This window comes from Saccharothrix luteola (assembly GCF_020859565.1).
GTDB classification, from domain to species: Bacteria; Actinomycetota; Actinomycetes; order Mycobacteriales; family Pseudonocardiaceae; genus Actinosynnema; species Actinosynnema luteola.
The window spans coordinates 162,458-189,216 of record NZ_JAJHUO010000010.1; the positions used below are offsets into that span (position 1 = coordinate 162,458).

Annotated in this window: 24 protein-coding genes; 8 read left to right on the forward strand and 16 right to left on the reverse strand. The window is 72.5% G+C overall.

Annotated elements, in window-relative coordinates; genetic code table 11:
* Positions 1–15: 15 nt before the first annotated feature.
* On the forward strand, positions 16–885 hold the full coding sequence (locus LNK82_RS16010; protein WP_230567775.1) for an alpha/beta hydrolase: 870 nt from the start codon (positions 16–18) through the stop codon (positions 883–885).
* Positions 886–895: 10 nt separating this feature from the next.
* Positions 896–2,080 (forward strand): PQQ-dependent sugar dehydrogenase, encoded by a 1,185-nt coding sequence (locus LNK82_RS16015; protein ID WP_230567776.1) that lies wholly within the window; start codon positions 896–898, stop codon positions 2,078–2,080.
* A 39-nt stretch (positions 2,081–2,119) separates the two neighbouring features.
* Here the strand turns inward: LNK82_RS16015 and LNK82_RS16020 are convergent, their stop codons facing one another.
* The 7 genes from LNK82_RS16020 to gatC all read right to left on the reverse strand — a co-directional run bounded on the left by LNK82_RS16020 (position 2,120) and on the right by gatC (position 11,753).
* Positions 2,120–4,588 (reverse strand): M14 family zinc carboxypeptidase, encoded by a 2,469-nt coding sequence (locus LNK82_RS16020; RefSeq protein ID WP_230567777.1) that lies wholly within the window; start codon positions 4,586–4,588, stop codon positions 2,120–2,122.
* A 95-nt stretch (positions 4,589–4,683) separates the two neighbouring features.
* Positions 4,684–7,239, reverse strand: a complete 2,556-nt coding sequence (locus tag LNK82_RS16025; protein WP_372470497.1) for a CHAT domain-containing protein — start codon at positions 7,237–7,239, stop codon at positions 4,684–4,686.
* A 152-nt stretch (positions 7,240–7,391) separates the two neighbouring features.
* Positions 7,392–7,673, reverse strand: a complete 282-nt coding sequence (locus LNK82_RS16030) for a hypothetical protein (RefSeq protein WP_230567779.1) — start codon at positions 7,671–7,673, stop codon at positions 7,392–7,394.
* A 529-nt stretch (positions 7,674–8,202) separates the two neighbouring features.
* Complete coding sequence (gatB, locus tag LNK82_RS16035) at positions 8,203–9,705, reverse strand: Asp-tRNA(Asn)/Glu-tRNA(Gln) amidotransferase subunit GatB (protein WP_230567780.1); 1,503 nt, start codon at positions 9,703–9,705, stop codon at positions 8,203–8,205.
* Complete coding sequence (locus LNK82_RS16040; RefSeq protein WP_230567781.1) at positions 9,702–9,884, reverse strand: hypothetical protein; 183 nt, start codon at positions 9,882–9,884, stop codon at positions 9,702–9,704. Before LNK82_RS16040 ends, gatB begins: the two co-directional genes overlap by 4 nt.
* A 20-nt stretch (positions 9,885–9,904) precedes the next feature.
* On the reverse strand, positions 9,905–11,419 hold the full coding sequence (gene gatA / locus LNK82_RS16045; protein ID WP_230567782.1) for an Asp-tRNA(Asn)/Glu-tRNA(Gln) amidotransferase subunit GatA: 1,515 nt from the start codon (positions 11,417–11,419) through the stop codon (positions 9,905–9,907).
* A gap of 34 nt (positions 11,420–11,453) precedes the next feature.
* On the reverse strand, positions 11,454–11,753 hold the full coding sequence (gene gatC / locus LNK82_RS16050) for an Asp-tRNA(Asn)/Glu-tRNA(Gln) amidotransferase subunit GatC (RefSeq protein WP_015104569.1): 300 nt from the start codon (positions 11,751–11,753) through the stop codon (positions 11,454–11,456).
* 225 nt (positions 11,754–11,978) lie between these two features.
* Here gatC and LNK82_RS16055 point away from each other — a divergent pair, with 225 nt between their 5' ends.
* Entirely contained in the window at positions 11,979–12,632 is a 654-nt protein-coding gene (locus LNK82_RS16055; protein ID WP_230567783.1) for an ACT domain-containing protein, read from the forward strand.
* A gap of 146 nt (positions 12,633–12,778) precedes the next feature.
* Here LNK82_RS16055 and LNK82_RS16060 read toward each other — a convergent pair whose 3' ends face one another.
* Both LNK82_RS16060 and LNK82_RS16065 read right to left on the reverse strand, forming a co-directional pair.
* Positions 12,779–13,417, reverse strand: a complete 639-nt coding sequence (locus tag LNK82_RS16060; protein WP_230567784.1) for a LysE family translocator — start codon at positions 13,415–13,417, stop codon at positions 12,779–12,781.
* A 30-nt stretch (positions 13,418–13,447) separates the two neighbouring features.
* Positions 13,448–14,173 carry a 3-keto-5-aminohexanoate cleavage protein gene (locus tag LNK82_RS16065; protein ID WP_230567785.1) on the reverse strand — a complete coding sequence of 242 codons (726 nt, stop codon included), beginning with the start codon at positions 14,171–14,173 and terminating at the stop codon, positions 13,448–13,450.
* Between the two features lie 26 nt (positions 14,174–14,199).
* Between LNK82_RS16065 and LNK82_RS16070 the strand changes: the two genes are divergently transcribed.
* A complete protein-coding gene (locus tag LNK82_RS16070; RefSeq protein WP_230567786.1) occupies positions 14,200–14,610 on the forward strand; it encodes an SWIM zinc finger family protein in 411 nt (136 codons plus the stop codon).
* Here the strand turns inward: LNK82_RS16070 and LNK82_RS16075 are convergent.
* The gene (locus tag LNK82_RS16075) at positions 14,591–15,097 is read right to left on the reverse strand and encodes a GNAT family N-acetyltransferase (RefSeq protein WP_230567882.1); all 507 of its coding nucleotides are present in this window, start codon (positions 15,095–15,097) and stop codon (positions 14,591–14,593) included. The two genes, LNK82_RS16070 and LNK82_RS16075, sit on opposite strands and share 20 nt — an antisense overlap.
* A gap of 360 nt (positions 15,098–15,457) precedes the next feature.
* On the opposite strand from LNK82_RS16075, the gene LNK82_RS48285 reads away from it, so the two are divergent.
* Both LNK82_RS48285 and LNK82_RS16085 read left to right on the forward strand, forming a co-directional pair.
* A complete protein-coding gene (locus LNK82_RS48285; protein WP_372470498.1) occupies positions 15,458–15,691 on the forward strand; it encodes a phosphatase domain-containing protein in 234 nt (77 codons plus the stop codon).
* 729 nt (positions 15,692–16,420) lie between these two features.
* Positions 16,421–17,161 (forward strand): class I SAM-dependent DNA methyltransferase, encoded by a 741-nt coding sequence (locus LNK82_RS16085; RefSeq protein WP_230567787.1) that lies wholly within the window; start codon positions 16,421–16,423, stop codon positions 17,159–17,161.
* Between the two features lie 664 nt (positions 17,162–17,825).
* On the opposite strand, the gene ligA is transcribed toward LNK82_RS16085, so the two are convergent.
* The 3 genes from ligA to LNK82_RS16100 are packed head-to-tail and all read right to left on the reverse strand — an operon-like array spanning position 17,826 to position 21,641.
* A complete protein-coding gene (gene ligA / locus LNK82_RS16090) occupies positions 17,826–20,027 on the reverse strand; it encodes an NAD-dependent DNA ligase LigA (protein ID WP_230567788.1) in 2,202 nt (733 codons plus the stop codon).
* Between the two features lie 31 nt (positions 20,028–20,058).
* Complete coding sequence (locus LNK82_RS16095; protein ID WP_230567789.1) at positions 20,059–20,709, reverse strand: hypothetical protein; 651 nt, start codon at positions 20,707–20,709, stop codon at positions 20,059–20,061.
* Positions 20,706–21,641 carry a LysR substrate-binding domain-containing protein gene (locus tag LNK82_RS16100; protein ID WP_230567790.1) on the reverse strand — a complete coding sequence of 312 codons (936 nt, stop codon included), beginning with the start codon at positions 21,639–21,641 and terminating at the stop codon, positions 20,706–20,708. Before LNK82_RS16100 ends, LNK82_RS16095 begins: the two co-directional genes overlap by 4 nt.
* Before the next feature lie 11 nt (positions 21,642–21,652).
* Between LNK82_RS16100 and LNK82_RS16105 the strand changes: the two genes are divergently transcribed.
* Positions 21,653–22,501 carry a YeiH family protein gene (locus LNK82_RS16105; protein WP_230567791.1) on the forward strand — a complete coding sequence of 283 codons (849 nt, stop codon included), beginning with the start codon at positions 21,653–21,655 and terminating at the stop codon, positions 22,499–22,501.
* Here the strand turns inward: LNK82_RS16105 and LNK82_RS16110 are convergent.
* From LNK82_RS16110 to LNK82_RS16120, 3 genes are read right to left on the reverse strand one after another with little or no spacing between them, the layout of a single operon-like run.
* Entirely contained in the window at positions 22,477–23,223 is a 747-nt protein-coding gene (locus LNK82_RS16110; RefSeq protein ID WP_230567792.1) for a succinate dehydrogenase/fumarate reductase iron-sulfur subunit, read from the reverse strand. The two genes, LNK82_RS16105 and LNK82_RS16110, sit on opposite strands and share 25 nt — an antisense overlap.
* Positions 23,220–25,148, reverse strand: coding sequence for a fumarate reductase/succinate dehydrogenase flavoprotein subunit (locus tag LNK82_RS16115; RefSeq protein ID WP_230567793.1), 1,929 nt, complete (start codon positions 25,146–25,148; stop codon positions 23,220–23,222). The genes LNK82_RS16110 and LNK82_RS16115 overlap by 4 nt, the downstream gene beginning before the upstream one ends.
* Position 25,149: 1 nt before the next feature.
* On the reverse strand, positions 25,150–25,779 hold the full coding sequence (locus LNK82_RS16120; protein ID WP_308257221.1) for a succinate dehydrogenase cytochrome b subunit: 630 nt from the start codon (positions 25,777–25,779) through the stop codon (positions 25,150–25,152).
* Between the two features lie 72 nt (positions 25,780–25,851).
* Between LNK82_RS16120 and LNK82_RS16125 the strand changes: the two genes are divergently transcribed.
* Positions 25,852–26,757 (forward strand): LysR family transcriptional regulator, encoded by a 906-nt coding sequence (locus LNK82_RS16125; RefSeq protein WP_230567794.1) that lies wholly within the window; start codon positions 25,852–25,854, stop codon positions 26,755–26,757.
* Positions 26,758–26,759 lie beyond the last annotated feature (2 nt).

A 26,759-nucleotide genomic window follows, 5' to 3' on the forward strand; every position in this document is an offset into this window, starting at 1 on the left:
GGCACACTTGCCGGCATGCGGGAGCACGACGTCTTCTCCGCGGACGGCACGCGGATCAGGTTGTGGCGCACCGACGCGGACGGGCCGGACGTGCTGCTCAGCCACGGCCTCGGCGCCGTGCCGACGGCGTGGCCGGAGCTGCCGTCGGCCCGCGTGCACGGCTGGTACCACCGCGGCACGCTCGACTCGGACCGGCCGGCCGACCCGTCCCGCGTCGAGCTGGCCGACCACGTCGCCGACGCGCTGGCCGTGCTGGACGACGGCGGCGTCGAGCGGTGCGTGGTGATGGGCTGGTCGATGGGCGTGACGGTGGCCGCCGAGCTGGCGCTGCGGCACCCCGACCGGGTGACCGGCCTGCTGCTGGTCACGGGCGCGCCGGGTGACACGTTCGCGAGCGTGTTCGGCCTCCCCGGCGTGCCGGAGCCGGTGCGGCGGCTGCTCGGCGTGGGCGGGCTGACGGCGTTGAAGGCCGCCGCGCCGCTGCTGGACGCCGTGCTGCACCGCGTGCCGGTGCCGGACGTCGGCGGGCCGCTGCTCGGGTCGCTGCGCCGCTACCTCCGGCACGACTGGGGCTGGTACCTCACCCTCGCGCTGGCGCTGGGCCGCACGCCCCGGCTCGACCTGACCGGCGTGACGTGCCCCACAACGGTGCTGGCGGGCCGGTACGACTTCCTGGCCTCGGCCGACGGCGTGCTCGGCCCCGTCGCCGCCCTGCCGCAGGCCAGGGTGCGGGTGCTGCCGAACACGCACTTCCTGCCGCTGGAGGACCCGCGGGTGGTGGTGGAGGAGTTGGAGCTCCTGCTCGACCGGGCCGACGCCGTGCGCCGGGCCGTGCACGACGACGTGGAAGGGCCGCTCACCCCGCGTTCACGGCCGCGCGCTTAACCTGGGACCCGTGTCACGACTGCGTGGAGTGCTGATCGGTTCGGCCCTCGGCCTGCTGGCCGCGGGCTGCGCGAGCTTCCCCGAGCAGCCGGGACCGGCGGGGTGGAGCGCGGCCCAGCAGCTGACGCCGCAGGCCGGGCCGGTGCCCGAGCTGCCCGGCGAGCTGCCGAAGGGCCCCGTCCAGGGCCAGCAGCCCGGCCAGCAGCCGACGCCCGTGCCACCGCCGCAGGGCTGCAAGGACTTCAACCCCGCGGTCGTCGGCACGTGCCTGAACCCGATCTCCGGCGTGGCGCTGACCGACGTCAACCAGACCACCGGCGCGGTGACGGCGCTGGCCGCCGAGCGCGCCACCGGGCGGCTGCTCAGGGTGACCAAGGACGTCGACCCGGTCGAGGTGGCCAAGCTCGACGTGGACGCGGCGGGCGACGGCGGGCTCACCGGGCTCACGCTGTCGCCGACGTTCGCCGAGGACCAGCTCATCTTCGTGTACGTGACCACCGCGACCGACAACCGGGTGCTGCGGATCGCGCCGGACGACGTGCCCAAGCCCGTGCTGACCGGCATCCCGAAGGGCCCGACCGGCAACCGGGGCGTGCTCGCCTACGACCGCACCGGCGCGTTGCTGGTGGCCACCGGCGACGCGGGCAACCCCGGTGCGGCGGCCGACCCGAACTCGCTGGCCGGGAAGGTGCTGCGGATCGACGCCACGGGCCAGCCCGCGCGCGGCAACCCCACGGCGGGCTCGCGGGTGCTGGCGAGCGGCCTGAAGTCGCCGGGCGGGCTGTGCGTGTCCGGCGACGGCACGAAGACGTGGGTGACGGACGCGGGCGCGACCGCCGACCTGCTGTTCCGGGTCGAGCCGGGCAAGGCGCTCGGTGACCCGGCGTGGTCGTGGCCCGAGCGCCCGGGCGTCGCCGGCTGCGCGTCGTTCTCGAATGCGGTGATGGTGGCCGCGAGCGCCACCCCCGGCGTGCTCAACCTGCCGATGAACCCGGACGGCAGCTTCACCGGCAAGCCCGAGGCGGGGATGCAGGGCGAGGACGGCTTCGGCCGCCTCGGTCCGCTGCTGATGCTGGACGACACGACCGCGCTGTCGGGCACGGTGAACAAGAACCCGGGCGGCGCGCCGGTCTCCAGCGACGACCGCGTGGTGATCATCGTGCGCGAGGGCGGCCCCGTCGGCGGCAAGGACTGACGTCAGGGCTCGCGGTGAGGTAGGGCGCCGCGGCGCGGGTCAGGGAGCCGTCGTGCGGTAGATGGCGTCCGCCACCTGCCAGTACAGCCCCTTCGGGTGGTCGCGGAACAGCGGTTCGGTGCCGAACAGCACGGCCCGCGCGCCCCGCGGCGACGTGCCCGCGACGACCGCCGCCTGCCCGGCCGCGTCCCGACTGCCCCCCGAGCCGTCCGGGCGGGTCGCCCAGTGCCCGGCGACGAGGCCCTGGTACCGCTGCCGCGCGCTCACCCCCGGCCCGAGATCGGTGAACCAGTACGGCGCGTAGACGAACGAGTGGCCGACCGCGCCCGCCTCGTCCAGCACCGAGACGACGCCGTTCGCGTCCTCCCGGCCCGCGACCGCCCGCACCGGCAGCACGCCCGCGTCGGCGTTGAACCGCACGCCCGTCGCGCCGCGCGTCACCACGCCCCCGCGGGCCAGGAACCCGTCGACCGCCGCCTTGGCCGGCGCGCCGAGCTGGTCGTACCGCAGCCCCGACGACACGAGCAGCACGTCGACACCGGACAGGTCGAACCCCTTGTCCAGCACCGCGGTCGACACCGGCCGGATGTCGAAGCCCATGTCCCGCAACGCCTTCAGCTCGTCGGCCGCCACCGCGCCCGCCACCACGGGGCGCCGCAGCGGCGCACCGCCCGGCGCCGCCGCCGTGAACCGCGCGCCGTACCGGTCCGACACCTCCTCGACCGCCGACCGCGCCGACGCGGGCGCCACGATCGTGCCGTCGTCCTGCCTGCGCAGCTCCACACCCCGCGCGAGCAGGTCGTTCACCGCCGAGACGTCCTTGCCGTCGGCCAGCACCAGCGCCAGGTCGCTACCCACGGGAGCCTCCAGCGAGCCCGTGGGCGACGCCGCCGGCACCTCGCGCCCGCGCACGTCCAGCGGCCCGTCCCGCACGACGTCCACCGACGCGCCCCACAGCAGCCGGTGGCTCCAGCCGCTGATGTCGTACATGACCGGCACCTGGTCGGAGATGTCCCGGCCGGCCTCCAGCATCACGTTCGCGAGCGCCCGCTTCGGCTGGCGCAGGTCGACCACGTAGGACCCGGCCGGGTAGGACCGGTCGCCCAGGGTGAACGGCCGGTCGGCCCGCTTCACCCGGACGTCGTGCGCCACCAGGTGGTCGACCAGCCGTGCGGCGGCCTGGCCGGACCGCTGCCCGTCACCCACCGGTATGACGTACGCGCGCGGGAACTCCGTCGTGTAGCGGTCTTCGGGGCCGAAACCGGGCACGAAACCGTCCGGCACGGCCCGCTGCGGCTCGCCCGCCAACCCGCGGCGGAACATCTCGATCTGGTTGTCCACCATCGCGGACCGGTGCTCGTTCACGTACGTGAGCGCGCTGCGGATCGTCGCCTCGACCACGTCGGTGTTGATCGCCGAACGCCGCCGCAACTCCGTCACCGGCTGTGTCGCGTAGTCGGTCCGGTTCACGCGCATGGGGATCTCGATCGTGTAGGACACCGCGCCGTGGTACATCGAGTACTGCGCGGTGTAGATCGGCGCCCAGCCGTCCCACACGCCCGGCTCGTAGTCGCGGAACGGGATCTCCGGCGTGGCCGCCTCGGGGTGGCCGAGCGCCTGGACCGCGTCCTCCATCCGCAGGCCGCCCGCGTAGCCGTGCCTGATGTAGAGGTCGAAGTCGTAGTTCTGGCCGTGCGGCGGCGTGGTCGGCTCGATCAGCGTGTTGGCCACGTAGCCGTGCTCGTCGAGCACCAGCAGCGGCTGGATGCGCTTGACGACGTCCCGCATGGCCCGCGACTCCGGCTGCGACGAGGTGGCGAAGTCGCGGTTGAGGTCGAACCCGGCCGCGTTGGCGCGGGTGCCGGCCACCCGGCCGTCCGGGTTCGCGGTCAGGTTCACGTAGACCCGGTGGCGGCGCAGGAAGTCGCGGGCGGCCGGGTCGAAGGCGAGGTCCTCGATGACGCGCAACGCGCCGTCGGTGCCCTCCCACTCGTCACCGTGGATGTTGGCGTTGATCCACACCGGGGCCTTGTAGCCGGTGCGGAGGAAGATGTCGCGGGCGGCGTCGGCCGGGTCGTTCTCGATCTCGTCGCGCCACGCGTCCTGCCTGCGGGTCTCCGCCGGCGTCTCGGGTGCGGTGAGCGTGACCAGGTAGAGGTCGCGGCCCATCGTCGAGCGGCCGACGACCTCGACGGACACCCGGTCGCTGCGCCGTTGCAGCTCGTTGAGGCGCGGCGCGAGCGCGTGGTACGGCGCCAGGCCCAGCTTGATCGCCCGGTCGGCCTGGTCCTCCGGGAACGCGCGGAGCCGGGTGCGGCGCGGGTAGCCGGGGTTGGCGTCGGGCCAGTTGTCGCCGCGCGCGGTGGCGTGCGACGGCGGGTCGACGGCGGCGACCTGGTTGCGCTCGGGCCCGTTGCCCGGCTCGTGCGCCCGGCCGACCGCGGGCGCGGCGGTCGCGGGGGTGGTCATCGTGGCCAGCAACAGCACCGTGAGCGTCAACCAGCGCACCGGGCCCCCTAGGGGTGATCGCCGAAGAACTCCTCCACCCTGACTAGTGGGTGCGGGTGATCCAGGTCAACCGGTCGAATGGCTGGTCAGCCGCGCTACCCCGACCCGAGGCACACGAACGGGCGCCGCAGCGGGTCGACGGCGACCGCCTCGGCCAGCGCCACCGCCGGCGACGCGCCGCCCGCGAGGTTGCGGTGGAAGTCGGCCATCGCCGCCGCCGACGGCTGGTCGCCGACCCGGCTGGACGCGGCGATCACCGTCCGCGCGCCGCCGGCCAGCAGCGCACCCGCGAACCCGAGCGGCTCGTCGCCGGGCCGCACCCGGTTCAGCGCCAGCTCGCACGCGGCCAGCACGACCTGGTGCGGCGGGCGGCGCACCCGGCCGATCTCGTGCGCGAACATCGCGCCGTCCACCAGCTCCAGCCGGGAGAACAGCGCGTTCTCCGGCTCGTGCTCGCCGTGCGCGGCGATGTGCGCCAGCTCGACCCCGTCCAACGCCGCCAGCACCGCGCCGACCTTGGCCTCCTCGACGCCGAGCAGCGTCGCGTCGCCGTGGTAACCCGCGAGCCGGTCGATCTCGCCCTGCGCGGCCTGCAAGCCGGGACCGCGCACCAGCAGCACGCCCTCGACGTGGTCGCGCTCCTGCCGGATCGCCGACACCCAGGCGGTGGCCGACGGCACCGCCGTCGTCGGCCGGTTCACGCAGGTGGGCAGCACGCCCCACGGCACCACGTACAGCGCGCCGGTCGGCACCACGACCAGGGACCGGTCGCCGATCATCGGCGCCAGCGGGCCCAGCAGCAGCCGGTCGAGCTTCTCCGCCTCACGGCGCGCCGACGCCGAGATGACCTCCGCCAACGGCGGCGGCAGGTGGTCGGGCGCGAGCGCGTTGAGGTCGGCGTGCAGGCGGCGCGCGCCCTCGGTGGCGTCGGCGGCCGACCCGAGGCGCACCATGCGCACCCGAGCGCCCGCGAACACCACGGCGACCAGCTCGTCGCCGGACACCGCGAAGCTCACCATCGCCCGCCCGTCCAGCCGGGACAGCACCTCGTCCGGCGTGACGACGGGGCGCGGCGTGCCCCACGGGCTGGCGCTCCAGCCCATCCGGGTGGCGGTGCGCTGGCTCGCCTTGAGCCGCGACTCCAGCTCACCGGTCGGCAGGCCGTCGAGTCGGGCCCGCAGCAGCGCCCGGCTCAGCGTGCGCACCTCGGCGATCCGCTCGCCCAGCTCGGAGTCCACAGTGGACACGGCTGGGTCGTACCGGTACAGCTGGGCCCTGGTGCGCTCCAGCCAGGTGAACAGGCGCTTGGCGTTGGCCGCCGAGTCCGTGCCGGCCAGCACCAGCCGCACGGCGAGTTCGCCCAGCTCACGGCCGTGCACGGCGGTGCCGGACACCAGTTCCAGCCCGCCGAGCCGGTCCCGCATCCGACCCAGCTCGGCCAGCCCCGCCTTGGCCTGCGCCAACGCCACCCGCTGGTTGCCGCGGGCCAGCGCCAGCTCCGCCCGGCACAGCCGGAGCAGCATCCGGTGGTCGATCGGCGTGATCCGGCGCGTCTTGGGCACCCTGCGCAGCAGGTCGGCGCCGCGGTCCGGGTCGCCGCGCCGGATCTCCAGCCGTGCGGCGAGCACCAGCGCGAACGCCGCCTGGTCGTGCAGCTTCAGCCCGGCCAGCTCGGCGGACAGCCCGACCGCCCGCCGCACCACCCCGACAACCGGGCGCCGCGAGCCGAGCGTGCGGACCACGTCCACCCGCAGCGCGATCAGCCCCGCCACCGCCGCCCACGCCGGGCTGCCGCGCCTGACCAGCTTGCGCTGCGCCGAGGTCGCCATCCGCCGGGCCAGGACGAGGTCACCGTCCTGCAACGCCGCCGCCGCGCGGAACAGCTCGGCCTCGGCGACGTCCTGCCCGATGCGCTGGCGGCGCAGCTCCGGCAGCACCTCGTCCAGCAGCCGGCCCGCCTCGTCGGCCAGCCCGACGCTGATCATCGCCTCGGCCTGGTCGATGCGCAGGCGCAGCAGCAGGCCGGGTTCGAGGTCCTGGAACGCCCGGTTGGCCTCGTGGTAGTGGCGCAGGGCGGCCGGGATGTCGCCGGCGCGCTGCACCGCGTTGCCCAGCGCGTGCTTGGCGATCGCGGCGCGCAGCGGCAGGCCGTGCGCGTCGGCGAGCTCGACCGCGCGGTCGAGGTCGCGGGCGGCCTTGTCGTAGCGGTGCACCTCGCCGTGCGCGTTGCCCCGGTTGGACAAGGCCAGCGCGAGCAGGTCGACGGCTTCGGGGTCGGCGTGCGCGGACAGGCGCCGTGCGCTGCGCTCGATCTCGCGGTCGAGCTGGGCGATGCCCTCGTCGATGCGGCCGACCCGGCACAGCAGGGCCGCGCGGTTGAGGTTGACCAGGGTGGACAGGTGGGCGCGCAGCTCCTCGTCCCGCAGCCCGGCGAGCTCGGCGTCGACGCCCGCGAGCTGGGTGAGGCCGTCGTCGACCTTGCCCGTCTCGGCCAGGCAGAACGCCAGCGTGTTGAGCAGCCGGGTGCGGACCTCGAGCCGTTCCTGCGGGTCGATGCCGGGAGCCTCCAGCAGCGCCAGCCCCCTGCGCATCTGCCGGATGGCGGACGGGTGGCGGTCGGCGGTGGCCGCGTCCAGCGCGCTGCGGTGCAACTGCCGGGCCCGTCTGACGGCGTGATCCGGTCCGGAGGAGCCACGCGTTTCGCCAGGCACGGTCATATGAGATCACAAGCGGCAGAGGAATGCCGCCGACCTGTGGCCGGCGGCATTCAGCGTGACGTCACCGTGATTGTCGGTGACCCGTATTACTTCGTCTGGGTGGCCGCAGCCGGCTCGTCGGTGGTCGGCTTGTACGGGCCGCCGTTCGTCTCCGGGTCGCCGGTCGGCTTGTAGGGGCCGCCCATCGGCTTCACGAGCCGCTCGACCTCGGGGTCGTCGGTGGTCGGCTTGTACGGACCGCCGGTCGGCTCCACCCCACCGATGTCGACCAGGTCCGTGGTGGTCTGATCGGTGTCGGTGAACTGGTCGACGACTTCGCCCTCGATCGCGTCGATCTCGGCGACGAGCTTCGGGTCAGTGCGGGTCATGACGTTGCCTCCCCTACAACGGGATCCCCTGATCGGGGCATCCTCGGCGGCTGATCCAGGTCGTTTCGGTGGCCCCCCGGCCCTGCCGAACGGCCCAAGCCTGACACAGATGGACGCACCTGGGGAGGTGGAAATTTACCGAGAGCGACCAACAAGTCGATCTTGAGCTTCGCTGACCAGCACGGGAGCGGCCGTTCGGAAAGTGTTACCACTCGAATGGAGGAATGTGTTAACAGGCTGCAGGCACCCAGGGTCCGCAATAAGGCGAGTCCACCCGGTCCGCCCGACGTGGAATCACACACCGGTCATTTCCCGTTCGGACACGGGCCGTCCCGAAATGGTGACCAGGGGTGTTCGAGTAGGACGAATCGCGAATGGACCGCTCGCCCGCGGACCATCCCCTCACGGACGCGAAAACGGCGGTGGGGGGTTGGGCCCGGCCGCGCGGCCGCCCCCCCCCCCCCCCCCCGCCCGCGGGGGGGGGGGGGGGCCCCGCCCCCGCCCCCCCCCCCCCCCGCCGGACCGAACCCTACGAACAGCGGGCGATGATCAGCTCGCGCACGCGCTTCGCGTCCGCCTGGCCCTTCGTCGCCTTCATCACCGCGCCGACGATCGCGCCCGCCGCCGCCACCTTGCCGTCGCGGATCTTCGCCGCCACGTCCGGCTGCTGGGCCAGCGCCTCGTCCACCGCCTTCTCCAGCGCGGAGTCGTCCGAGACGACCTTCAGGCCGCGCGCCTCGACGACGGCCTCGGGCTCGCCCTCGCCGTCCAGCACGCCGGTGACGACCTCGCGCGCGAGCTTGTTCGTCAGCTCACCGGAGTTCACCAGCCCGACCACCCGCGCGATCTGCGCCGGCGTGATGCCGAGCTCGGCCAGCTCGACGCCGCGGGCGTTGGCCTCCTTGGTCAGGTAGGCCACCCACCACGACCGGGCCTCGGCGGGCGTCGCGCCCGCCTCCACCGTGGCCGCCACCAGGTCCACCGCACCCGCGTTGACCAGGTCGCGCAGCTCGGCGTCGGTCAGCGACCACTCCTGCTGCACCCGCTTGCGGCGCTCCCACGGCAGCTCCGGCAACGTGCCGCGCAGCTCCTCCACCCACTCGCGCGACGGCGCGATGGGCACCAGGTCGGGCTCCGGGAAGTACCGGTAGTCCTCCGCGGTCTCCTTCGTGCGGCCCGACGAGGTGGACCCCGTCGACTCGTCGAAGTGCCTGGTCTCCTGCGTGATCGTGCCGCCGGCCGCCAGCACCGCCGCCTGGCGGGTCATCTCGAACCGCACCGCCCGCTCGACGCTGCGCAGCGAGTTCACGTTCTTGGTCTCGGTGCGCGTGCCGAACTCGGTCGCGTCCTTGGCCATCAGCGACACGTTCGCGTCGCAGCGCAGCGAACCCTGGTCCATCCGCACGTCCGACACGTCGAGCGCCTTCAACAGGTCGCGCAACGCCGTGACGTAGGCGCGCGCCACCTCGGGCGCGCGCTCGCCGGTGCCCTCGATCGGCTTGGTGACGATCTCGATCAGCGGCACGCCGGCGCGGTTGTAGTCCAGCAGCGAGTGCTCCGCGCCGTGGATGCGGCCGTCCGAGCCGCCGACGTGCAGCGACTTGCCGGTGTCCTCCTCCATGTGCGCGCGCTCGATCTCGACCCGGAACAGCGAGCCGTCGTCCAGCGTCACGTCCAGGAAGCCGTTGAACGCGATCGGCTCGTCGTACTGCGAGGTCTGGAAGTTCTTCGGCATGTCCGGGTAGAAGTAGTTCTTCCGGGCGAACCGGCACCACTCGGCGATCTCGCAGTTGAGCGCCAACCCGATCCGGATCGCCGACTCCACCGCCTTGCCGTTGACCGCGGGCAGCGCACCCGGCATGCCCAGGCAGACCGGGCAGACCTGCGTGTTCGGCTCGCCGCCGAAGACGTTCGCGCAGCCGCAGAACATCTTGGTGTTGGTGTGCAGCTCGACGTGCACCTCCAACCCCAGCACCGGGTCGAAGCGCTCGATGACCTCGGCGTAGTCCATCAGCTCGTGCACCGACGTCATGCCTTCCCGTCCTTCCGCAGACCCCGCACGGCCAGCGCCGCGCCCGTGATCGCCACCAGGATGCTCGCCGCCGCGTTGGCCAGGGCGAGCTTGTCGTTCTTGCCGCGTGCCGCCTTCAACGTGGAGAACGCGCTGGTGGCCGCGCCCGCGGCGCCGACGAGCGCGAGGACCGTCCGCACCCGTCCTCCCGGTCCCCGCTTCACCTGGCACCCGCCAACTGCGGCACGCCGCTGATCACGGTCGCGCCGAGCGCCGCGTCCCGCGCCACCTCGTACGCCGCCGCCACCCGGTACATCCGGTGGTCCTGCAACGCGGGCGCCATGATCTGCAGGCCGACCGGCAGGCCGTCGTCGTCGGACAGTCCGCTCGGGACGCTCATGGCCGCGTTGCCGGCCAGGTTCGCCGGGATCGTGCACAGGTCGGCCTTGTACATCGCCATCGGGTCGTTCGTGCGCTCGCCGATCGGGAACGCGGTGGTCGGCGTGGTCGGCGAGACCAGCACGTCCACGGTGGCGAACGCGGCGTCGAAGTCGCGGCTGATCAGCGTGCGCACCTTCTGCGCCGAGCCGTAGTAGGCGTCGTAGTAGCCCGACGACAGCGCGTACGTGCCGATCATGATGCGCCGCTTCACCTCGGGGCCGAAACCGGCCTCGCGGGTCAGCGACATGACCTCCTCGGCGCTGCGGGTGCCGTCGTCGCCCACCCGGATGCCGTAGCGCATCGCGTCGAAGCGGGCCAGGTTGGACGACGCCTCGCTCGGCGCGATCAGGTAGTACGCGGGCAGCGCGTAGTCGAAGCTCGGGCACGAGACCTCGACGACCTCCGCGCCCAGCTGCTTGAGCTGCGCCACGGCCGCCTCGAAGCTGCGCAGCACGCCCGGCTGGTAGCCCTCGCCGCTGAACTGCGTGACCACGCCGACGCGCACGCCGGACAGGTCGCCGTTCGCGCCCTCGCGCGCGGCGGCCACCACGGGCGGGACGGGCGCGTCGATCGAGGTGGAGTCCATCGGGTCGTACCCGGCGATGACCTCGTGCAGCAGGGCCGCGTCCAGCACGGTCCGGGCGCACGGCCCGGCCTGGTCCAGCGACGACGAGAACGCCACCAGCCCGTACCGCGACACACCGCCGTAGGTGGGCTTCACGCCGACCGTGCCGGTGACCGCGCCGGGCTGGCGGATCGAGCCGCCGGTGTCCGTGCCGATCGACAGCGGGGCCTGGAACGCGGCCAGCGCCGCCGCCGAGCCGCCGCCCGAGCCGCCCGGGATGCGGTCGGTGTCCCACGGGTTGCGGGTCGGGCCGTAAGCGGAGTTCTCGGTGGAGGAGCCCATCGCGAACTCGTCCATGTTGGTCTTGCCGAGGATCACCACGCCGGCTTCCTTCAACCGGCGGGTGACCGTGGCGTCGTAGGGCGGGATCCAGCCCTCGAGGATCTTCGAGCCGACCGTGGTCGGCACGCCCTTGGTGGTGAGCACGTCCTTGAGCGCGATCGGCACGCCGGCCAGCGGGCCGACGTGGGCCCCGGCGGCGATGTCCTCGTCGACCTTGCGGGCGGCGGCGAGCGCGCCCTCGGTGTCGACGTGCAGGAACGCGTTGACCGCGCCGTCGACCTCGGCGATCCGGTCGAGGTGCGCCTGGGCGACCTCCACGGCGGAGACCTCGCGGCTCGCGATCTTGGCCGCGAGCTCCGCGGCGGTGCTGCGGATCAGACTGTTCATGATTCCGCCTCCGCGCGGAAGATAACGTCGGCGGTCATGCTTCCTCCCCCAGGATGCGGGGCACGCGGAAGCGTCCGTCCTCGGCGGCGGGGGCGCCCGCGAGCGCCTGCTGCTGACCGAGGCTGGGACGCACCACGTCCTCGCGGAACACGTTGGTCAGCGGAACGGCGTGCGAAGTGGGCGGGATGTCCGCGGTGGCGATGTCGCCCACCGTGGCCACCGACTGCAGGATCACGTCCAACTGGCCGGCGAACAGGTCCAGCTCGTCGTCGGTGACGGCGAGCCTCGCCAAGCGGGCCAGGTGCGCGACCTCGTCGCGGGAGATGCTGGGCACCTCGTCAACCCCCGTGGGTCGGTTTTTCGGATTTGGGACCTGCCGAGTCTATTGGCTGGTCAGGCCGACCTCCGACCGGGTTACCCGCGCTCGCGCGCGGGGGTGCGCGATTTTACCCGTGCGCAACGCGCCTGGTGGGTCGGAAAGCGAAGCTGCGTCTGCGAGAATCATCGACCGGCGAGTTTCCACCTCGATGCTCCACCACAGCCTTTGGAGGCGTGCACCGTGTCCTTCCTGATCCGGGTCCAGCTCCCGGACCGTCCCGGCACCCTGGGCGCGGTCGCCTCCGCGCTCGGCGAGATCGGGGCCGACATCCTCAGCGTGGACGTGGTGGAGCGCGGGGCGGGCCTGGCCATCGACGACCTGGTGGTCGAACTGCCCTCCGGACGGCTGCCCGACGTGCTGATCACGGCCGCGGAGTCCATCGAAGGCGTCGAGGTGGACGCGGTCCGGCCGTACGCCGGCGTGCTGGACACCCACCGCGAGCTGGAGCTGGTGGAGGAGGTCGCCGAGGACCCCCGCAACGGGCTCGCGGTGTTCACCGAGGGCGTGCCGAAGATCATCCGTGCGGGGTGGGCGGTGGTCGTGTCGTGGGACGGCGGCGTCGTGCACCGCCTGACCTCCTCGTCGGCCGCGCCCGAGACCAAGCTGCAGACCCCGCCGTGGCTGCCGCTGCCGCGCGCCACCGTCCTCGACGGCGAGGACTCGTGGGTCCCCGAAACGTGGCAGGAACTGGGCACCGAACTGGCCGCCACCCCACTCGGCAAGCCGGACCGCGTCCTGCTGGTGGGCCGCCCGGGCGGCCCGATGTTCCGCGCCGCCGAAGTCGCCCGCCTGGCCCACCTGGCCGGCATCGTCTCCGTCGTCCTCCCCGACTAACCGCGAGAGTCCTACGTTCGCGCCGCGAGAGTCCTACGTTCGCGCACCACGAGTTCAACGCTCAGGCATACCGGTCGGTCGGTCGAACGGTGAATTCAGGTGTCCTGAACGTAGGACTCTCGACGCTTGAGCGTAGGACTCTCGGGTTAGGTTTGGCGGCCCGTGGTGGCGACGGTGACGCCCAGGCCGATCATGGCCAGGCCGCCGGCGCCGCCCACCGCGGCCAAGCGGCGGGGTGAGCGGGCGAACCAGGTGCGGGCGGTGGCGGCGGCCAGGCCCCAGACGCTGTCGGACGCCACCGCGATGACGTTGAACACCAGCCCGAGCAGGAGCATCTGGGCGATGACGTGGCCTTGCGCGCGGTCCACGAACTGCGGCAGCACGGCGGCGAAGAACACGATCGTCTTCGGGTTCGCCACGCCGACCGCGAAGCCCTCCCACAACGTGCGCAGCCCGCCCTGCGCCGGACCCCCGGCGGTGAACGTCGCGTGCAGCGACCCGCGCTGCCGCACCGCCTTCACCCCCAGGTACACCAGGTACGCGGCCCCGGCCAGCTTCAACGTCATGAACACGACCGCCGAACGCTCCACGACCGCCCCGATGCCGAACGCGACGGCCACGACCAGGGCATAAGCGCCGAGCGTGTTCCCCAGGACCGTGATCAGGGCAGCCCGACGACCCTGCGCCAACGCCCGTCCGACCACGAACAGGACGCTGGGCCCCGGTATCACGATCAGCAGGAACGACATGGCCGCGAAGGCGAGGAGCCGGTCGGTGGACACCATGGCGCAACGAAACCACGGCACGCGACCGCGCTACCAGTGCTTTTCGCGCGTGAGAGCCAGCTTCACCAGCTGCGCGTTGTCCGCGGCCTGCGTGCCGTCACGCAAGGTGAGCGTGTCCTCGAGGCCGATCCGGGTGTCCAGCCCGCGCGTCACCGCGTAGTCCAGCACCGGCCACGCGCTGTCGTCCTCACCGTGCAGCAGGATCGGCGCCCCGAGCGGTCCGAGCAGGTCCAGCAGCCGTGCCGCGTCCTGCGCGGTCTCCCCCGGCTGCACCTCCGCCAACACCCGCACCGTCCCCGAAGGCACACCGACGTCCAGCAACGCCCGCGCCGCCTCGACGTGGAACACGCCCAGCTCGATGCCGATGCCCGCGTCGCGCAACGCGTCCGCGACGGCGAGCCACCCGTCCTCGTGCACGTTGACCGACGCGAAGTCCGGACGTCCCGCCGCCAGCCCCGCCCACCCGCGCACCAGCTCCGCCCGCCGCACGGGGTCCGGCACGATCCACGCGCCGGTCGTCACGCCGATCTCCGCCCGCGGCACCACGGACCGCACCACGGACACCGAAGTGGCGACCTCCGGGCCGGCCAGCACCTCCAAGCCCACCACGTCCCGCGGGTGCAGGTGGAACGACGTCACGCCCAACTCGCCGCACGCCGCGGCGTCGGCCGCCAGCTGCTGCGGCGTGATCGGCACACTAGGGTGGCTGCCCGGCTCACGGGCGCCGTTCAGACAGGCCTGGAGCACGAAACCCACCGAACCACAAGGTGTTGGATACCGCCATGCCGACGCTGACCTCAGCCCTCCTGCGCCACCACGCGGGCGCCAAGTCGTACTGGCGCGGGCTGACCTACCGGGACGCCGTGGTCGAGCTGGCCGTCCGCTCGCGGCACGTGGAAGGCGTCGTGGTCGGCGCGGCCGAGTACCGGGTGACGCTCCAGTGGGACGACACCCGCCTCGACGGCGCGTGCACCTGCCCGTACGGGTCGCAGGGCTTCTTCTGCAAGCACTGCGTCGCGGTCGGCCTCGTGCTGCTGGAACGCGGCCTGACCGTGCCACCGCCGGACGCGGAGGACGAGGAGCTGCGCGTCCGCCTCACCGAACTCGACCACGCGACGCTGGTGGAACTGCTCTACGACCGGGCCGCGCGGGACCGTTCGCTGCGCGACGAGATCATGCGAGTTCGAGGCTGAACCCGAGCGCGGTCACGTCGACGCCGGGCACCGGCCGCCAGTCGCGATCGGGCCGCCGCTGGAAACCGAGCCGCTGGTAGAGGCGGTGCGCCGTGGTCATGTGCTCGGAACTGCTCATCACCAACCGGTGGGCGCCGAGCTCACGCGCCCGCACGATCACCGCGCGCACCAACGCCTCGCCCACGCCGCGCCCGCGTGCCGACGGGCTCACCGCCAGCATCCGGAACTCCACCTCGCCGTCCCGGCTGACCTCGGCGTACGGGGTGCCGGGCCGGACCACCGTGACGGTGCCGAGCACGGTGTTCTCCACGTCCACCGCCACCAGCAGTTCCGCCTCACGGGCGCGGGTGCGCGTATCGACCAGCGTGTCGGCGTACCCGCCGGTGTGGCTGTCGATGTGGCGGTCGGCCTGGTAGGCGGCGACGGTGATCGCACCCGCCGCCGCCCACTCGTCTTCCCTGGCGGGCCTCACCACGATGTCGGCCATCTGGTTCCCTTCCACGTCATCGGACCGTCCCCGATTGTCGTCCAGACAACTGCCCCGACACGGTGCGATCAAGATTCCGGCCCGATGTCGTGCGCGGGACCTCCCGGGCGCCGCAAGAGTGCGGGTCGCGATGATGTGCCGATGAGCCGTCCCGGAGCGATCGAACTGCCCGACGGTGCTCTCGTGCGCGGTCGTGGACTGCGGAACCCGACGCCAGAGGGCACGCCGACTACGGGCTGTACCTGGGTTCGCCCCGGATGCGACGCGCGGTGATGGCGCGCGCGGACGTTCCCTCGTGGGAGCACGAGCGGGTCGAGTGGCCGGACTTCCGGCTGCCGAAGGCGCCCGGCGGACGCCGTGGTGCTGATCAGGGACCCGCACGCGCGGGCCGTGGCCGGTGAACGGGTCGAGGTGGCGTGTGGTGGCGGTGTCGGGCGGACCGGCACCGTGATCACTTGCCTGGCCGTGCTGGCGGGCGTCCCATCGGGTGACGTGGTCGCGTGGGCGCGGGCCCACTACAACCGGCGTGCGGTGGAAACGCCGTGGCAGAAGCGGTGGGTCGCGCGCTTCCCGCACGTGACGCCGGCGGGTTAATCGGTTGCGGACCGTTCTCGCCGGCTGCTTTCGTGGCCGGCGTCCCTGACACCTCACCGAGGAGGACGATCGTGGGAGCTGTCATGCCCTTCCAGAAGGTCGTAATCGCCTGTCTCGAAGAGGACGTGACGCTTGGTGCGAACGCCGAACCCGGGGATCCTGGCGCACGTCGACGCCGGTAGGACGAGCCTGACCGAGCGGCTGCACGCCGCCGGGGTCGTCGCCGAGGTGGAACGGGTGCTCGGCGTGCTTGACGGCCCGGTGCCGGCCAAGGACGACGACGCCGTGCTCGCGGCCTACCTCACGGGCACCCTGTCTACTTCGGGTCGGCGATCACCGGCGCCTGCGTGCCCCTGCGTGCCGGAGTTGCCGACGGGGTTGGCGGAGTTCCTGCCCCCGGCGTCCGGCGATCACGACGGGCCGGGCGCCCCGGGTGGTGTCGAGGGTGAACGCGGGGCCGGTGGTGAGCGGGTCGCGTTCGTGCGGGTGTTCTCCGGGACGGTGCGCTCGCGCGAGCGGGTCGCTGTGGGGTGTTCGAGCCAGGTGGGATGGCGTGCCGTGGCGCCGTTCGGGCGGGGCAGGTGGCGAAGGTGCGGGCCGGTTCCGGCGCGGTGGGGGCGATACCGCCGGGGAGCGTGCTGCGTCTGCGGCCAGATCAGAACCTGTTGCACCGCAAGGAATATCTGCTGCGCGTGACGCGGCGGACCAACTGACCCATGGGAGTGAACTTTGTCCAGCTATGACGTGATCGGTGATCCGGCGTTCTTCGGGAAGGTGTGGGCGGAGGACTACGACGACGGAACCGAGCTCGACCCGACTCCGGCGGTGGACTTCCTGGCGCCGATGGCGGGTGGGCGGCGGACTCTCGAGTTGGCGATCGGCACGGGGCGGGTGGCGTTGCCGTTGGCGGCGCGGGGTGTGCCCGTGGAGGGGGTGGAGGGTTCGGAGCTGATGGCGGCGAAGCTGGCCGCGAAACCGGGTGGGGCGAACGTCCCGGTGACCATCGGAGACATGGCCGACGTGCCGGTGACGGGCCGCTTCGCGCTCGTGTACCTGGTGTTCAACACGATCTTCAACCTGGTGGACGCCCGGCGGCAGGCGGACTGCTTCGCGAACGTCGCGCGCGTGCTGGAGCCGGACGGCGCGTTCGTGATCGAGACGTACGTGCCCGACCCGTCGCAGTTCCCAGGCGGCAAGCGGGTCCAGGCGCTGTGGGCGGACGTCGAGTCGGCCGCGATCGAGGTCTACGACGTCGACCTGGCGGCGCAGCGGTTCGTCAGCCAGAAGATCATCTTCACCGCCGACGGCATCCGCCTGAAGCCACACGCCCAGCGCTACACCTACCCCGGCGAACTGGACCTGATGGCCGAACGCGCCGGCCTGCACCTGACCGAACGCCACGAATCCTGGACCCGCCGCCCGTTCACCGGTGCCAGCAAGGGCCACATCTCGGTGTACCGGCCGATGTGACGTGCCGACTCCTCGCCCAACCCGTTCCGCGACCGCGGCGGGCTTCGCTCGGCCGGCTGTCCGCCCGGCCGGCTGAGCGGGCCGGATTGGGTTGGGCGGGCCCCGACAGGGTTACGCGGACAGGGTTACGCGGGCTCGGATCGAGCTGGGCCAGGCCGAGTCGGGCGGCCGGGGTCGGACCCCAGGGGCTGGGCCGGGTCATGCGGGCCGGGTTCGCAGGCCGGGCTTGGCAGCCGGATCGGTCAGGCCGGGTCGATCTGGCTGTGCCTGGTGCGCCAGGTCGGGTGAGCCGGCTCTGGTCAGACGGGTCGACTCGGGGGGGTCGGGCTGCTCGGGCGGGCCGAGTCGGGCGAGCCAGGCGGGCCGGGCCGGGCTGCTCGGGCGGGCCAGGTCGGACGGCGGTGTGGTGGCTGGGTTGGACCGGGTTTCGGGGCGGTGTTGTGTGGATGTTGGGGTGGGCGGTGGCGGGGTGGTGGCGGTGGTGGCGGGATGGAGCAGCGGGGGTTGGGCGGGGTGGAGGTGGGGGTTGGACGGGTTGGGGTGGGGGTTGGTTGCCGGCCTCGTTGTTTCAACCGACGTTTGAGGTTGGGGATAACGGCGTTTTGGTTCAGTCCTCCTGTCGTGATCACTCGATGGTGGTGGTTGTAGTTGGGGAAACTGCTGGTCAGGGCGTTGCGGGGGTTTGCGGTTGGGTGGCTGGGGTGGTGGAGTCGGTGGTGGGGGTTGGGAGGTCGGTGGGGTCTTGGGTGATGGTGGCGACTTTGGTGGCGGCTTCGGGGCCTTCGGTCAGCAGGACGCGGAAGCCTGCTTCGTCCAGCACCGGGACCTTCAGTTGTTCCGCCTTCTCCGCCTTCGAACCCGGCGACTCGCCCACGACGACGAACGCCGTCTTCTTCGACACGGAGCCCGCCGCCTTGCCACCGCGCGACAGGATCGCCTCCTTGGCCTCGTCCCGCGAGAACGTCTCCAGCGAACCCGTCACCACGATCGACAGCCCCTCCAGGTTGCGCGGGATCGAGGTGTCCCGTTCCTCGGCCATGCGCACGCCAGCGGCTCGCCACTTCGCCACGACGGCCTGCCGCCACGGGGTCTCGACCCACTCGCGCACGGCGGTGGCGATGGTCGGGCCCACGCCCTCGGCGGCGGCCAGTTCCTCCTCCGTCGCGGCGACGATGCGGTCCAGGGAGCCGAACTCCTGAGCCAGGGCACGGGCGGCGGTGGGGCCCACGTGCCGGACCGACAGGGCGACCAGGACCCTCCACAGTGGACGTTGCTTGACCGCCTCCAGGTTGTCCAGCAGCTTCACGGCGTTCGCGGTCAGGTCGCCGTCCTTGGTGCGGAACAGGTCGACCCGCGCCAGCTTGTCCGCGTCGAGGTCGAACAGGTCGCCCTCGTCGCCGTACACCGGGGACTCGACCAGCGCCGCCGCCGCCTCGAAGCCCAGCACCTCGATGTCCAACGCCGACCGCGACGCCAGGTACGCCAAGCGCTCGCGCAGCTGACCCGGGCACCCCGCCGCGTTGGGGCACCGGATGTCGACGTCCGCCTCCTTCATCGGGCGCAACGCGTGCCCGCACTCGGGGCACGTCAGGGGCATCTCAAACGCGTACGCGTCATCAGGCCGGGCGTCGATCACGGGACCCAGCACCTCGGGGATCACGTCACCGGCCTTGCGGATCACGATGCGGTCGCCGATCAGCACGCCCTTGCGCTTGACCTCACCGGCGTTGTGCAACGTCGCGCGGGCGACCGTCGAACCCGCCACCTTCACCGGCTCCATCACGGCGAACGGCGTCACCCGGCCCGTGCGCCCGACCTGCACCTTGATGTCCAGCAGGGTGGTGGTGGCCTCCTCCGGCGGGTACTTGAACGCGATCGCCCACCGCGGCGCGCGCGACGTGCTGCCGAGCCGCCGCTGCCACGCCACCTCGTCCACCTTGACGACCACGCCGTCGATCTCGTGCACGGCGTCGTGCCGGTGCTCGCCCCAGTGCGCGACGTGCGCGCCGACCTCCTCGAACGTGCCCAGCACCACGGTGTGCGACGACACCGGCAGCCCCCACGCCCGCAGCGCCTCGTAGGCCTCGGACTGCCGGGTCAGCTCGAACCCCTCGCGCTTGCCCAGCCCGTGACAGATCATCCGCAGCCGGCGCGACGCCGTGACCTTCGGGTCCTTCTGACGCAACGACCCGGCGGCGGTGTTGCGCGGGTTCGCGAAGGGCGGTTTGCCGGCTTCCACGAGCCGCGCGTTGAGCTCGAGGAAGTCCTCCACGGCGAAGAACACCTCGCCGCGCACCTCGACCAGCGCGGGCACGGGGTGCTCGTGGGTGCCGGTCAACGTCTCCGGCACGTCCGGGAGCGTGCGCACGTTGAGCGTGACGTCCTCGCCGGTTCGCCCGTCGCCGCGGGTCAGGGCTCTCACCAGGCGCCCGTGCTCGTAGAGCAGGTTGATCGCCAGCCCGTCGATCTTCAGCTCGCACAGGAAGTGCGCGTCCGCGCCGACCTCCTTGCGCACCCGCTCGAACCAGCCCTGCAGCTCCTCGGCCGAGAACACGTTGTCGAGGCTGAGCATCCGCTCCAGGTGGTCGACGGCCTTGAACTCGGTCGAGAACGTGCCGCCGACGAGCTGCGTGGGCGAGTCGGGCGTGGCGAGCCCGGGGTGCGCCTGCTCCAGCGCCTCCAACTCCCGGAGCAACGCGTCGAACTCGCCGTCACTGACCGTCGGCGAGTCGAGGACGTAGTAGCGGAACTGGTGCCCGCGCACCACCTCGGCCAAAGCGGCGTGCCGCTCGCGCACGTCGGCGGGCACGTCCTCGACGCCCTCGGCGGGCGCCTGGGCCGGGTTCAACGAGTCGCTGCTGGTCACGGCATGAGGGTAACCAGGGGGTCCGACAATTTCAGGAGCGATCCCCGGCGATCGCGCGGACCAGGTCGCGCAGTTCCAGCAGGCCGATCGTGCCCTCCGGCTCGGCGGACGCGGTTTCCACCCGGCCGAGTCTTTCACCGGCCAGTCGCTCACCCAGCGTGACGTCCAACGGGAGGAACGTCATGGTCTGCCTGGCCTTGTCGTCGAGGTCGGCGAACCCGGGGTGGTAGACGGCGACGTCGACCAGGCCGTCCGAGACCTGCGCGACCACCCGCACGTCGGCCAGTCGCAGCCGGCGCGGTCCGAGGTTGATGGTGACCAGGGTCGGGTCCGGCACCGCGGGCACCGAGTCGTGGTACTCCCAGATCATGTCCTCGGCGGGCGCGGCCCCGATCCACGCGTCGGTGTAGGGCCGCAGCTTCGGGTCTTCACGACCGGTGATCACCAGGGCGTAGATCGCCCGGTGGCCGCGTTCGAGGGAGAACTCCAGGTCGGGGTGCATCGCCGCGACCATCGCGCCCAGGTCGCCCTCCACCCGGTACGGTTCGCCGTCGCCCAGGGCCGCGCTCACGGTCGGCAGCAGCTCGAACCACTCCTGCCAGAACGCCGCCGCGGCCTCCGCCGGGTTGGGCAGGTGGACGGGCGCGGGTTCGGGTTCGGTGCGTCGGCGGAACCAGCTCATGGCTCCATTGAACTACGGCCGGACCGCGGCCGTGCCCGGAACTGCGGTGGCGCCGAGCCCCGGCGGTCGGCCACGGCGAGCAGTTCCGCCGCGGGTCCCACGAGCTTGCGCCCGCCCGGCCACACGGCGCGCAGCACGCGTCGCAGGTCGAGTTCCGCGGGCACTTCGACCAGCCGGCCTTCGGCGAGGTCGACGTCCACGGCGAGCACGCTCAGCACGGCGGGCGCGACCCCGGCGACCACCGCGCCGCGCACGGCCGTGGTGGAGCCGAGTTCCAGCGCGGGCGGGCACGCGTCGGGCAACGCCCGGTCGAGCGTGTCGCGGGTGCCGGAGCCGCGTTCGCGCATCACGAGCGGTGTCGCGGCCAGTTCCGGCGGGGTGAGCGGTCGGCGTCGGCGTGACCACGGGTGGCCGGGCGCGACGACCACCGCGAGCCGGTCCACGGCCACTTTCCGGGACGAGAGCCCTGGTAGCGGGCCTGGCGCTTCGACGAAGCCGAGGTCGACCGCGCCGTCGCGGACGAGTGCGCCGACCGTCTCCGAGTTCGTCACCCGCAGTCCCACGCGCAGGTCGGGTCGGGTGCGGCGCAGTTCGCCGATCCAGCTCGGCGCGAGGTGCTCGGCCACGGTCATGCTCGCGGCGACCCGCAGCTCGGCCTCCTGCTCCGACCGCAGCGCCCGCGCGCCCTCCACGAGGCCGGCGACCTCGTCCAGCACCCGCCGTGCCCGTTCGGTCACCACCACGCCCGCGGGCGTGAGCACGGAGCCGCGCCGGCCGCGGTCGACCAGCACGACGCCGAGTCGCCGTTCCAGTGTGGACAACCGCTTGCTCGCCGACGGTTGCGCGATGCCGAGGTGCTCGGCGGCCCGGCCGAGGCTGCCCAGCTCCCCGACGAGCACCAGCAGGCGCAGCGATTCGAGGTCCGGGGTCATAGCCACAGGGTATGACTGCGGCGTCGACGGCCGCCTACCGGAAGCGCCGGCGCCGACGGAGGCTGGACGGCGTGCTGATCGCCGCGTTGGTCCTGGGTGTGCTGGTGGGTGGACGCCTGCCGGATCTGACCGGCGTCACGCGCAAGCTGTTGCGCACCGGGGTGGTGCTGCTCGGTCTGCAACTCCCCGTTGTGCAACTGCTCAACCTGGGACCGGGCGTTCTGGTGGCGATCCTCGCGACGGTCTCGGTGACGTTCTTCGGCACGGTGGCGCTCGGCCGCCGGCTGGGCCTGCCGCGCGGCCTGTACATCCTCGTGGCCAGCGGTTTCTCGATCTGCGGCGCCTCCGCCATCGCCGCCGTCGAGGGCCGGGTCGACCGCGAGGACGAGCACGTGGCCACCAGCGTCGCCCTCGTCACCCTCTACGGCACCCTGGCGATGATCGCGTTGCCGCTGCTGAACGGCTCACCGCAGTGGATCGGGCTGAGCGTGCACGAGGTCGCGCAGGTGGCCGCCGCAGCACCGGCCGGCGGTCTGGCGACGGCGATGGCGGTGAAGCTCGGCCGGGTGGCGCTGTTGGCGCCGATAGTGGCCGGTGTCGGCGGTCGCGGCGCGCCGCCGGTGCCCGGCTTCCTGCTCGGTTTCCTGGCGTTGATGCTGGTCAGCCCGCTGGTGCCACCGGCCGTCCGGGACGTGGCCGGCACCGCGACGACGGTCGTGCTGGCCGCCGCGCTGTTCGGCCTGGGCACGTCGGTGCGCCTCAAGACCCTCGTGCGGACCAGCCCCAGGGCGCTCCTCCTGGGGCTGCTCTCCACGCTCCTGGTGTGCGGGACGGGTTACCTGTCGCTGCGGGTGGTGTGAGCGCGCAGCAGGTCGGCGTTCAGCCGGGCGATGGTGGTCAGCGGGATGCCCTTGGGGCACGCCGACGTGCACTCGCCGGTGTTCGTGCAGCCGCCGAAGCCCGACGCGTCGTGCTCGGCGACCATGTCCCGCGCCCGCGAGTAACGCTCCGGCTGTCCCTGCGGCAGCACGCCGAGGTGCGTCGCCTTCGCGGCGGTGAACAGCATGGCGGACCCGTTGGGGCACGCCGCCACGCACGCGCCGCAGCCGATGCACGCCGCCGCCTCGAACGCCGTGTCCGCGTCCGGCTTGGGCACGGGCGTCGCGTGGGCGTCCGGCGCGGACCCCGTCGGCACGCTGATGTACCCGCCGGCCGCCACGATCCGGTCGAACGCCGACCGGTCCACCACCAGGTCGCGCACCACCGGGAACGGCTCGGCGCGCCACGGCTCCACGGTCACCACGTCGCCGTCGCGGAAGTGCCGCAGGTGCAGCTGGCACGCCGTGGTGGCCTTCTCCGGCCCGTGCGCCATCCCGTTGATCATCATCCCGCACATGCCGCAGATGCCCTCGCGGCAGTCGTGGTCGAACGCCACCGGCTCCTGCCCGGACGTGATCAACCGCTCGTTGAGCACGTCCAGCGCTTCGAGGAACGACATGTCCGGTGACAGGTCGTCCATCGCGTACTCCACCAGCCGCCCGGTGGCACCGCTCTGCCGCCAGATCCGCAGGGTCAGCTTCACGAATAGCTCCGGGTGCTCGGCGTGACGTGCTCGAAGACCAGCTCTTCCTTGTGCAGCACGGGCGGTTGGCCCACGCCCGTGTACTCCCAGGCGGCGACGTAGGAGTAGTTCGCGTCGTCCCGCAACGCCTCGCCGTCCGGGGTCCGGCTCTCCGACCGGAAGTGCCCGCCGCACGACTCGGCGCGGTGCAGGGCGTCCACGCACATCAGTTCCGCCAGCTCGAAGAAGTCGGCGACGCGCCCGGCCTTCTCCAGCTCCTGGTTGAGCCGCTCGCCCGTGCCGGGCACCTTCACGCGCTGCCAGAACTCCTCGCGCAGCTCCGGGATCCGCTCCAGCGCCTTGCGCAACCCCTCCTCGTCGCGCTCCATGCCGCACTCGTCCCACATCAACCGGCCGAGCTCGCGGTGGAACGACTCGACCGTGCGGTCACCGTCCACGGCCAGCAACGTCTTCACCCGACCGCGCACCTCGGACACCGTGTCGGCCACGACCGGGTGACTGTCGTCGAGCGGTCCGAACGGCGCGTCGGCCAGGTAGTCGCCGATCACGCCGGGCAGCACGAAGTAGCCGTCCGCCAGGCCCTGCATCAACGCCGACGCGCCCAGCCGGTTCGCGCCGTGGTCGGAGAAGTTCGCCTCGCCGATCACGTACAGGCCGGGGATCGTGGAGCGCAGGTCGTAGTCGACCCACAGCCCACCCATCGTGTAGTGCACGGCGGGGTAGATGCGCATCGGCGTCCGGTACGGGTCGTCGCCGGTGATGCGCTGGTACATCTCGAACAGGTTCCCGTAGCGCTGTTCGACGGCGAGCGCCCCGAGGCGGTCGATGGCGTCGGCGAAGTCGAGGTACACGCCTCGCTTCTCGTCGGAGATGTTCTTGGCCGCCCGGGACGCGATGTCGCGCGGCACGAGGTTGCCGAACGCCGGGTACATGCGCTCCAGGAAGTAGTCCCGGTCCGCTTCGGGGATGTCGTTCGGCGCACGCGTGTCGTGCGGGTCCCGCGGCACCCACACGCGGCCGTCGTTGCGCAGGGATTCACTCATCAGGGTGAGCTTCGACTGGTGGTCGCCGCTGATCGGGATGCACGTCGGGTGGATCTGGGTGAAGCACGGGTTCGCGAACAGCGCGCCGCGCCGGTGCGCCCGCCAGATCGCGGTGGTGTTGCAGCCCTTGGCGTTGGTGGAGAGGTGGAACACGTTGCCGTAGCCGCCGGTGGCGAGCACGACGGCGTCCGCGAAGTGGGTGGACACCGCGCCGGTGACGAGGTCGCGCACGACGATCCCGCGCGCCCGGTCGTCCACCACGATCAGGTCGAGCATCTCGGTGCGCGGGTGCATCTCCACGCGTCCGGCGGCGATCTGCCGCTCCAACGCCTGGTAAGCGCCCAGGAGGAGTTGCTGTCCCGTCTGGCCCCGGGCGTAGAAGGTGCGTGAGACCTGCGCCCCGCCGAACGACCTGGTATCCAGCAGGCCGCCGTACTCGCGGGCGAACGGCACGCCCTGCGCCACGCACTGGTCGATGATCTCGACGCTGATCTGCGCCAACCGGTGCACGTTCGACTCCCGCGAGCGGAAGTCGCCGCCCTTGACGGTGTCGTAGAACAGCCGGTGCACGCTGTCGCCGTCGTTGCGGTAGTTCTTGGCCGCGTTGATGCCGCCCTGCGCGGCGATGCTGTGCGCGCGGCGCGGGCTGTCCTGGTAGCAGAACGACTTGACCTGGTAGCCGAGCTCGGCCAGCGTCGCCGCGGCCGAGCCGCCCGCGAGGCCGGTGCCGACCACGATCACGCTGCGGTTGCGCCGGTTCGCGGGGTTGACCAGCCGGGCGGAGAAGCGGCGGCGGTCCCAGCGGGTCTCGATCGGCCCGGCCGGCACGCGCTGGTCGGTGATCGGGGCGCCTTCGGTGTAGGTCCTGTCCGGGTAGGGCATGTCAGCTCACCAATCCGGTGAAGACGGCGAAGGGAACGGAGAGGAAACCGGCGCAGATCGCCACGGCGACGCCGAGGCCGATCACGCGCGAGGTGGTGACGCCGAGCGTCTGGGTGGCGCTCCACACGCCGTGGCGGATGTGGAAGCCCAGCGCGAGCACGGCGACCGCGTACGCCAGCACCACGTACCAGTGCTGGAAGTCGGCGACCACGTTCGCGTGGATCTCGCCGGGCACGCCGTGGGGGTTGAGCCACCCGACGGTGAGGTCGAGCAGGTGGTAGACCACGAACAGGGCGATGATCACTCCGCCCCAGCGCATGGTGCGGGCCGCGTAACTGCCCTGGACGCGCCTGCGGTGCTCGTACCGGCCCTTGGCCTTGCGCGCTCTCGCGGTCAGTTGGTACGCGGCGACGAAGTGCAGGCCAACGCACGCGAGCAGCGCGACCCGCGTCGGCCAGACCGCGCCGATCTCGCGCAGCCACCGGCCGTAGCCGTCGATCGCGTCCGCGCCGGAGAAGACGGTCAGGTTGCCGAGCATGTGCACGACGACGTACAGCAGCAGTCCGGCGCCGGTGACCGCCATGACGACTTTCTTGCCGACGGTGGTGCGGTAGAGCCCGATCGTGTCCACGTCGCTGACGGTAGGAACCGGCGTGACGAGTCGTCCAATACATCGTGAGCTGCCTGAAGATAGCCTGTGGCTATGACGCTGCAGCAGCTCGTGTACTTCCTGGCAGTGGCCCGGACGCGGCACTTCACGCGTGCGGCGGCGGAGGCGCGTGTGGCGCAGCCCTCACTGTCCAAGCAGATCCACGCGTTGGAGAAGGAGCTGGGCGCGGAGCTGTTCAGCCGGGCGCGGGGGAACGTCACGTTGACGCCGGCGGGTGAGGCGCTGCTGCCGGTGGCCGCCCGGATCCTGTCCGATGTGGACACGGCGCGGCTGGAGGTGGCCGAGCTGGTGGGGCTGCGGCGGGGGCGGGTGCGGGTCGGTGCGACGCCGAGCCTGTGCGTCAGCCTGTTCGCGGACGTGATCAAGCGGTACCACGACGCGTACCCCGGGATCCAGGTGTCGGTGACGGAGGGCGGGTCGCGTGACCTGGTGGCGGCGTTGGAGGCGGGGCAGCTCGACCTGGCGCTGGTGATCGTGTCGCCGGCGGACGCCGATCGGGCGTTGACGGTGGTGCCGGTGCTGCGGGAGGAACTGGTGGTGGCGTCGGCGGCGCCGTTGGGCGTGTCCCGGATGCGGTTGACGGACCTGCGCGAGCAGCCGCTGGTGATGTTCCGGCCGGGGTACGACCTGCGGGAGACGACGTTGGCGGCGTGCCGGCAGGCGGGGTTCGAGCCGCGGTTCGCGGTGGAGGGCGGGGAGATGGACGCCGTGCTGCGGTTCGTTGAGGTGGGGTTGGGGGTGGCGATCGTGCCGAGCACGGTGCTGGCCACGCGGTCGTTGCACGGGACGCCGTTGACGCCGGCGACCACGCGGACGGTGGCGTTGGCGCACCGGACGGACGTGGCGCCGACGTCGGCCGGGCGTGCGTTCCAGAGCGTGCTGCTGGCGTTCCTGCGCGGGGCGGAAATGCCTTCGGGGGTTCACCTGGTGGGGTCGTAGGG

Bases quoted from the DNA above. Each gene is read 5' to 3' on its own strand.
- LNK82_RS16105 (WP_230567791.1), top strand. From the start codon at position 21,653: ATGACTGCGGCGTCGACGGCCGCCTACCGGAAGCGCCGGCGCCGACGG.
- gatB (WP_230567780.1), bottom strand. From the start codon at position 9,705: ATGACGTCGGTGCACGAGCTGATGGACTACGCCGAGGTCATCGAGCGC.
- LNK82_RS16030 (WP_230567779.1), bottom strand. From the start codon at position 7,673: ATGACCCGCACTGACCCGAAGCTCGTCGCCGAGATCGACGCGATCGAG.
- LNK82_RS16075 (WP_230567882.1), bottom strand. From the start codon at position 15,097: ATGGCCGACATCGTGGTGAGGCCCGCCAGGGAAGACGAGTGGGCGGCG.
- LNK82_RS16095 (WP_230567789.1), bottom strand. From the start codon at position 20,709: ATGAGCTGGTTCCGCCGACGCACCGAACCCGAACCCGCGCCCGTCCAC.
- LNK82_RS16125 (WP_230567794.1), top strand. From the start codon at position 25,852: ATGACGCTGCAGCAGCTCGTGTACTTCCTGGCAGTGGCCCGGACGCGG.
- LNK82_RS16115 (WP_230567793.1), bottom strand. From the start codon at position 25,148: ATGCCCTACCCGGACAGGACCTACACCGAAGGCGCCCCGATCACCGAC.
- gatA (WP_230567782.1), bottom strand. From the start codon at position 11,419: ATGAACAGTCTGATCCGCAGCACCGCCGCGGAGCTCGCGGCCAAGATC.
- LNK82_RS16010 (WP_230567775.1), top strand. From the start codon at position 16: ATGCGGGAGCACGACGTCTTCTCCGCGGACGGCACGCGGATCAGGTTG.
- LNK82_RS16060 (WP_230567784.1), bottom strand. From the start codon at position 13,417: ATGGTGTCCACCGACCGGCTCCTCGCCTTCGCGGCCATGTCGTTCCTG.
- LNK82_RS16070 (WP_230567786.1), top strand. From the start codon at position 14,200: ATGCCGACGCTGACCTCAGCCCTCCTGCGCCACCACGCGGGCGCCAAG.
- LNK82_RS16100 (WP_230567790.1), bottom strand. From the start codon at position 21,641: ATGACCCCGGACCTCGAATCGCTGCGCCTGCTGGTGCTCGTCGGGGAG.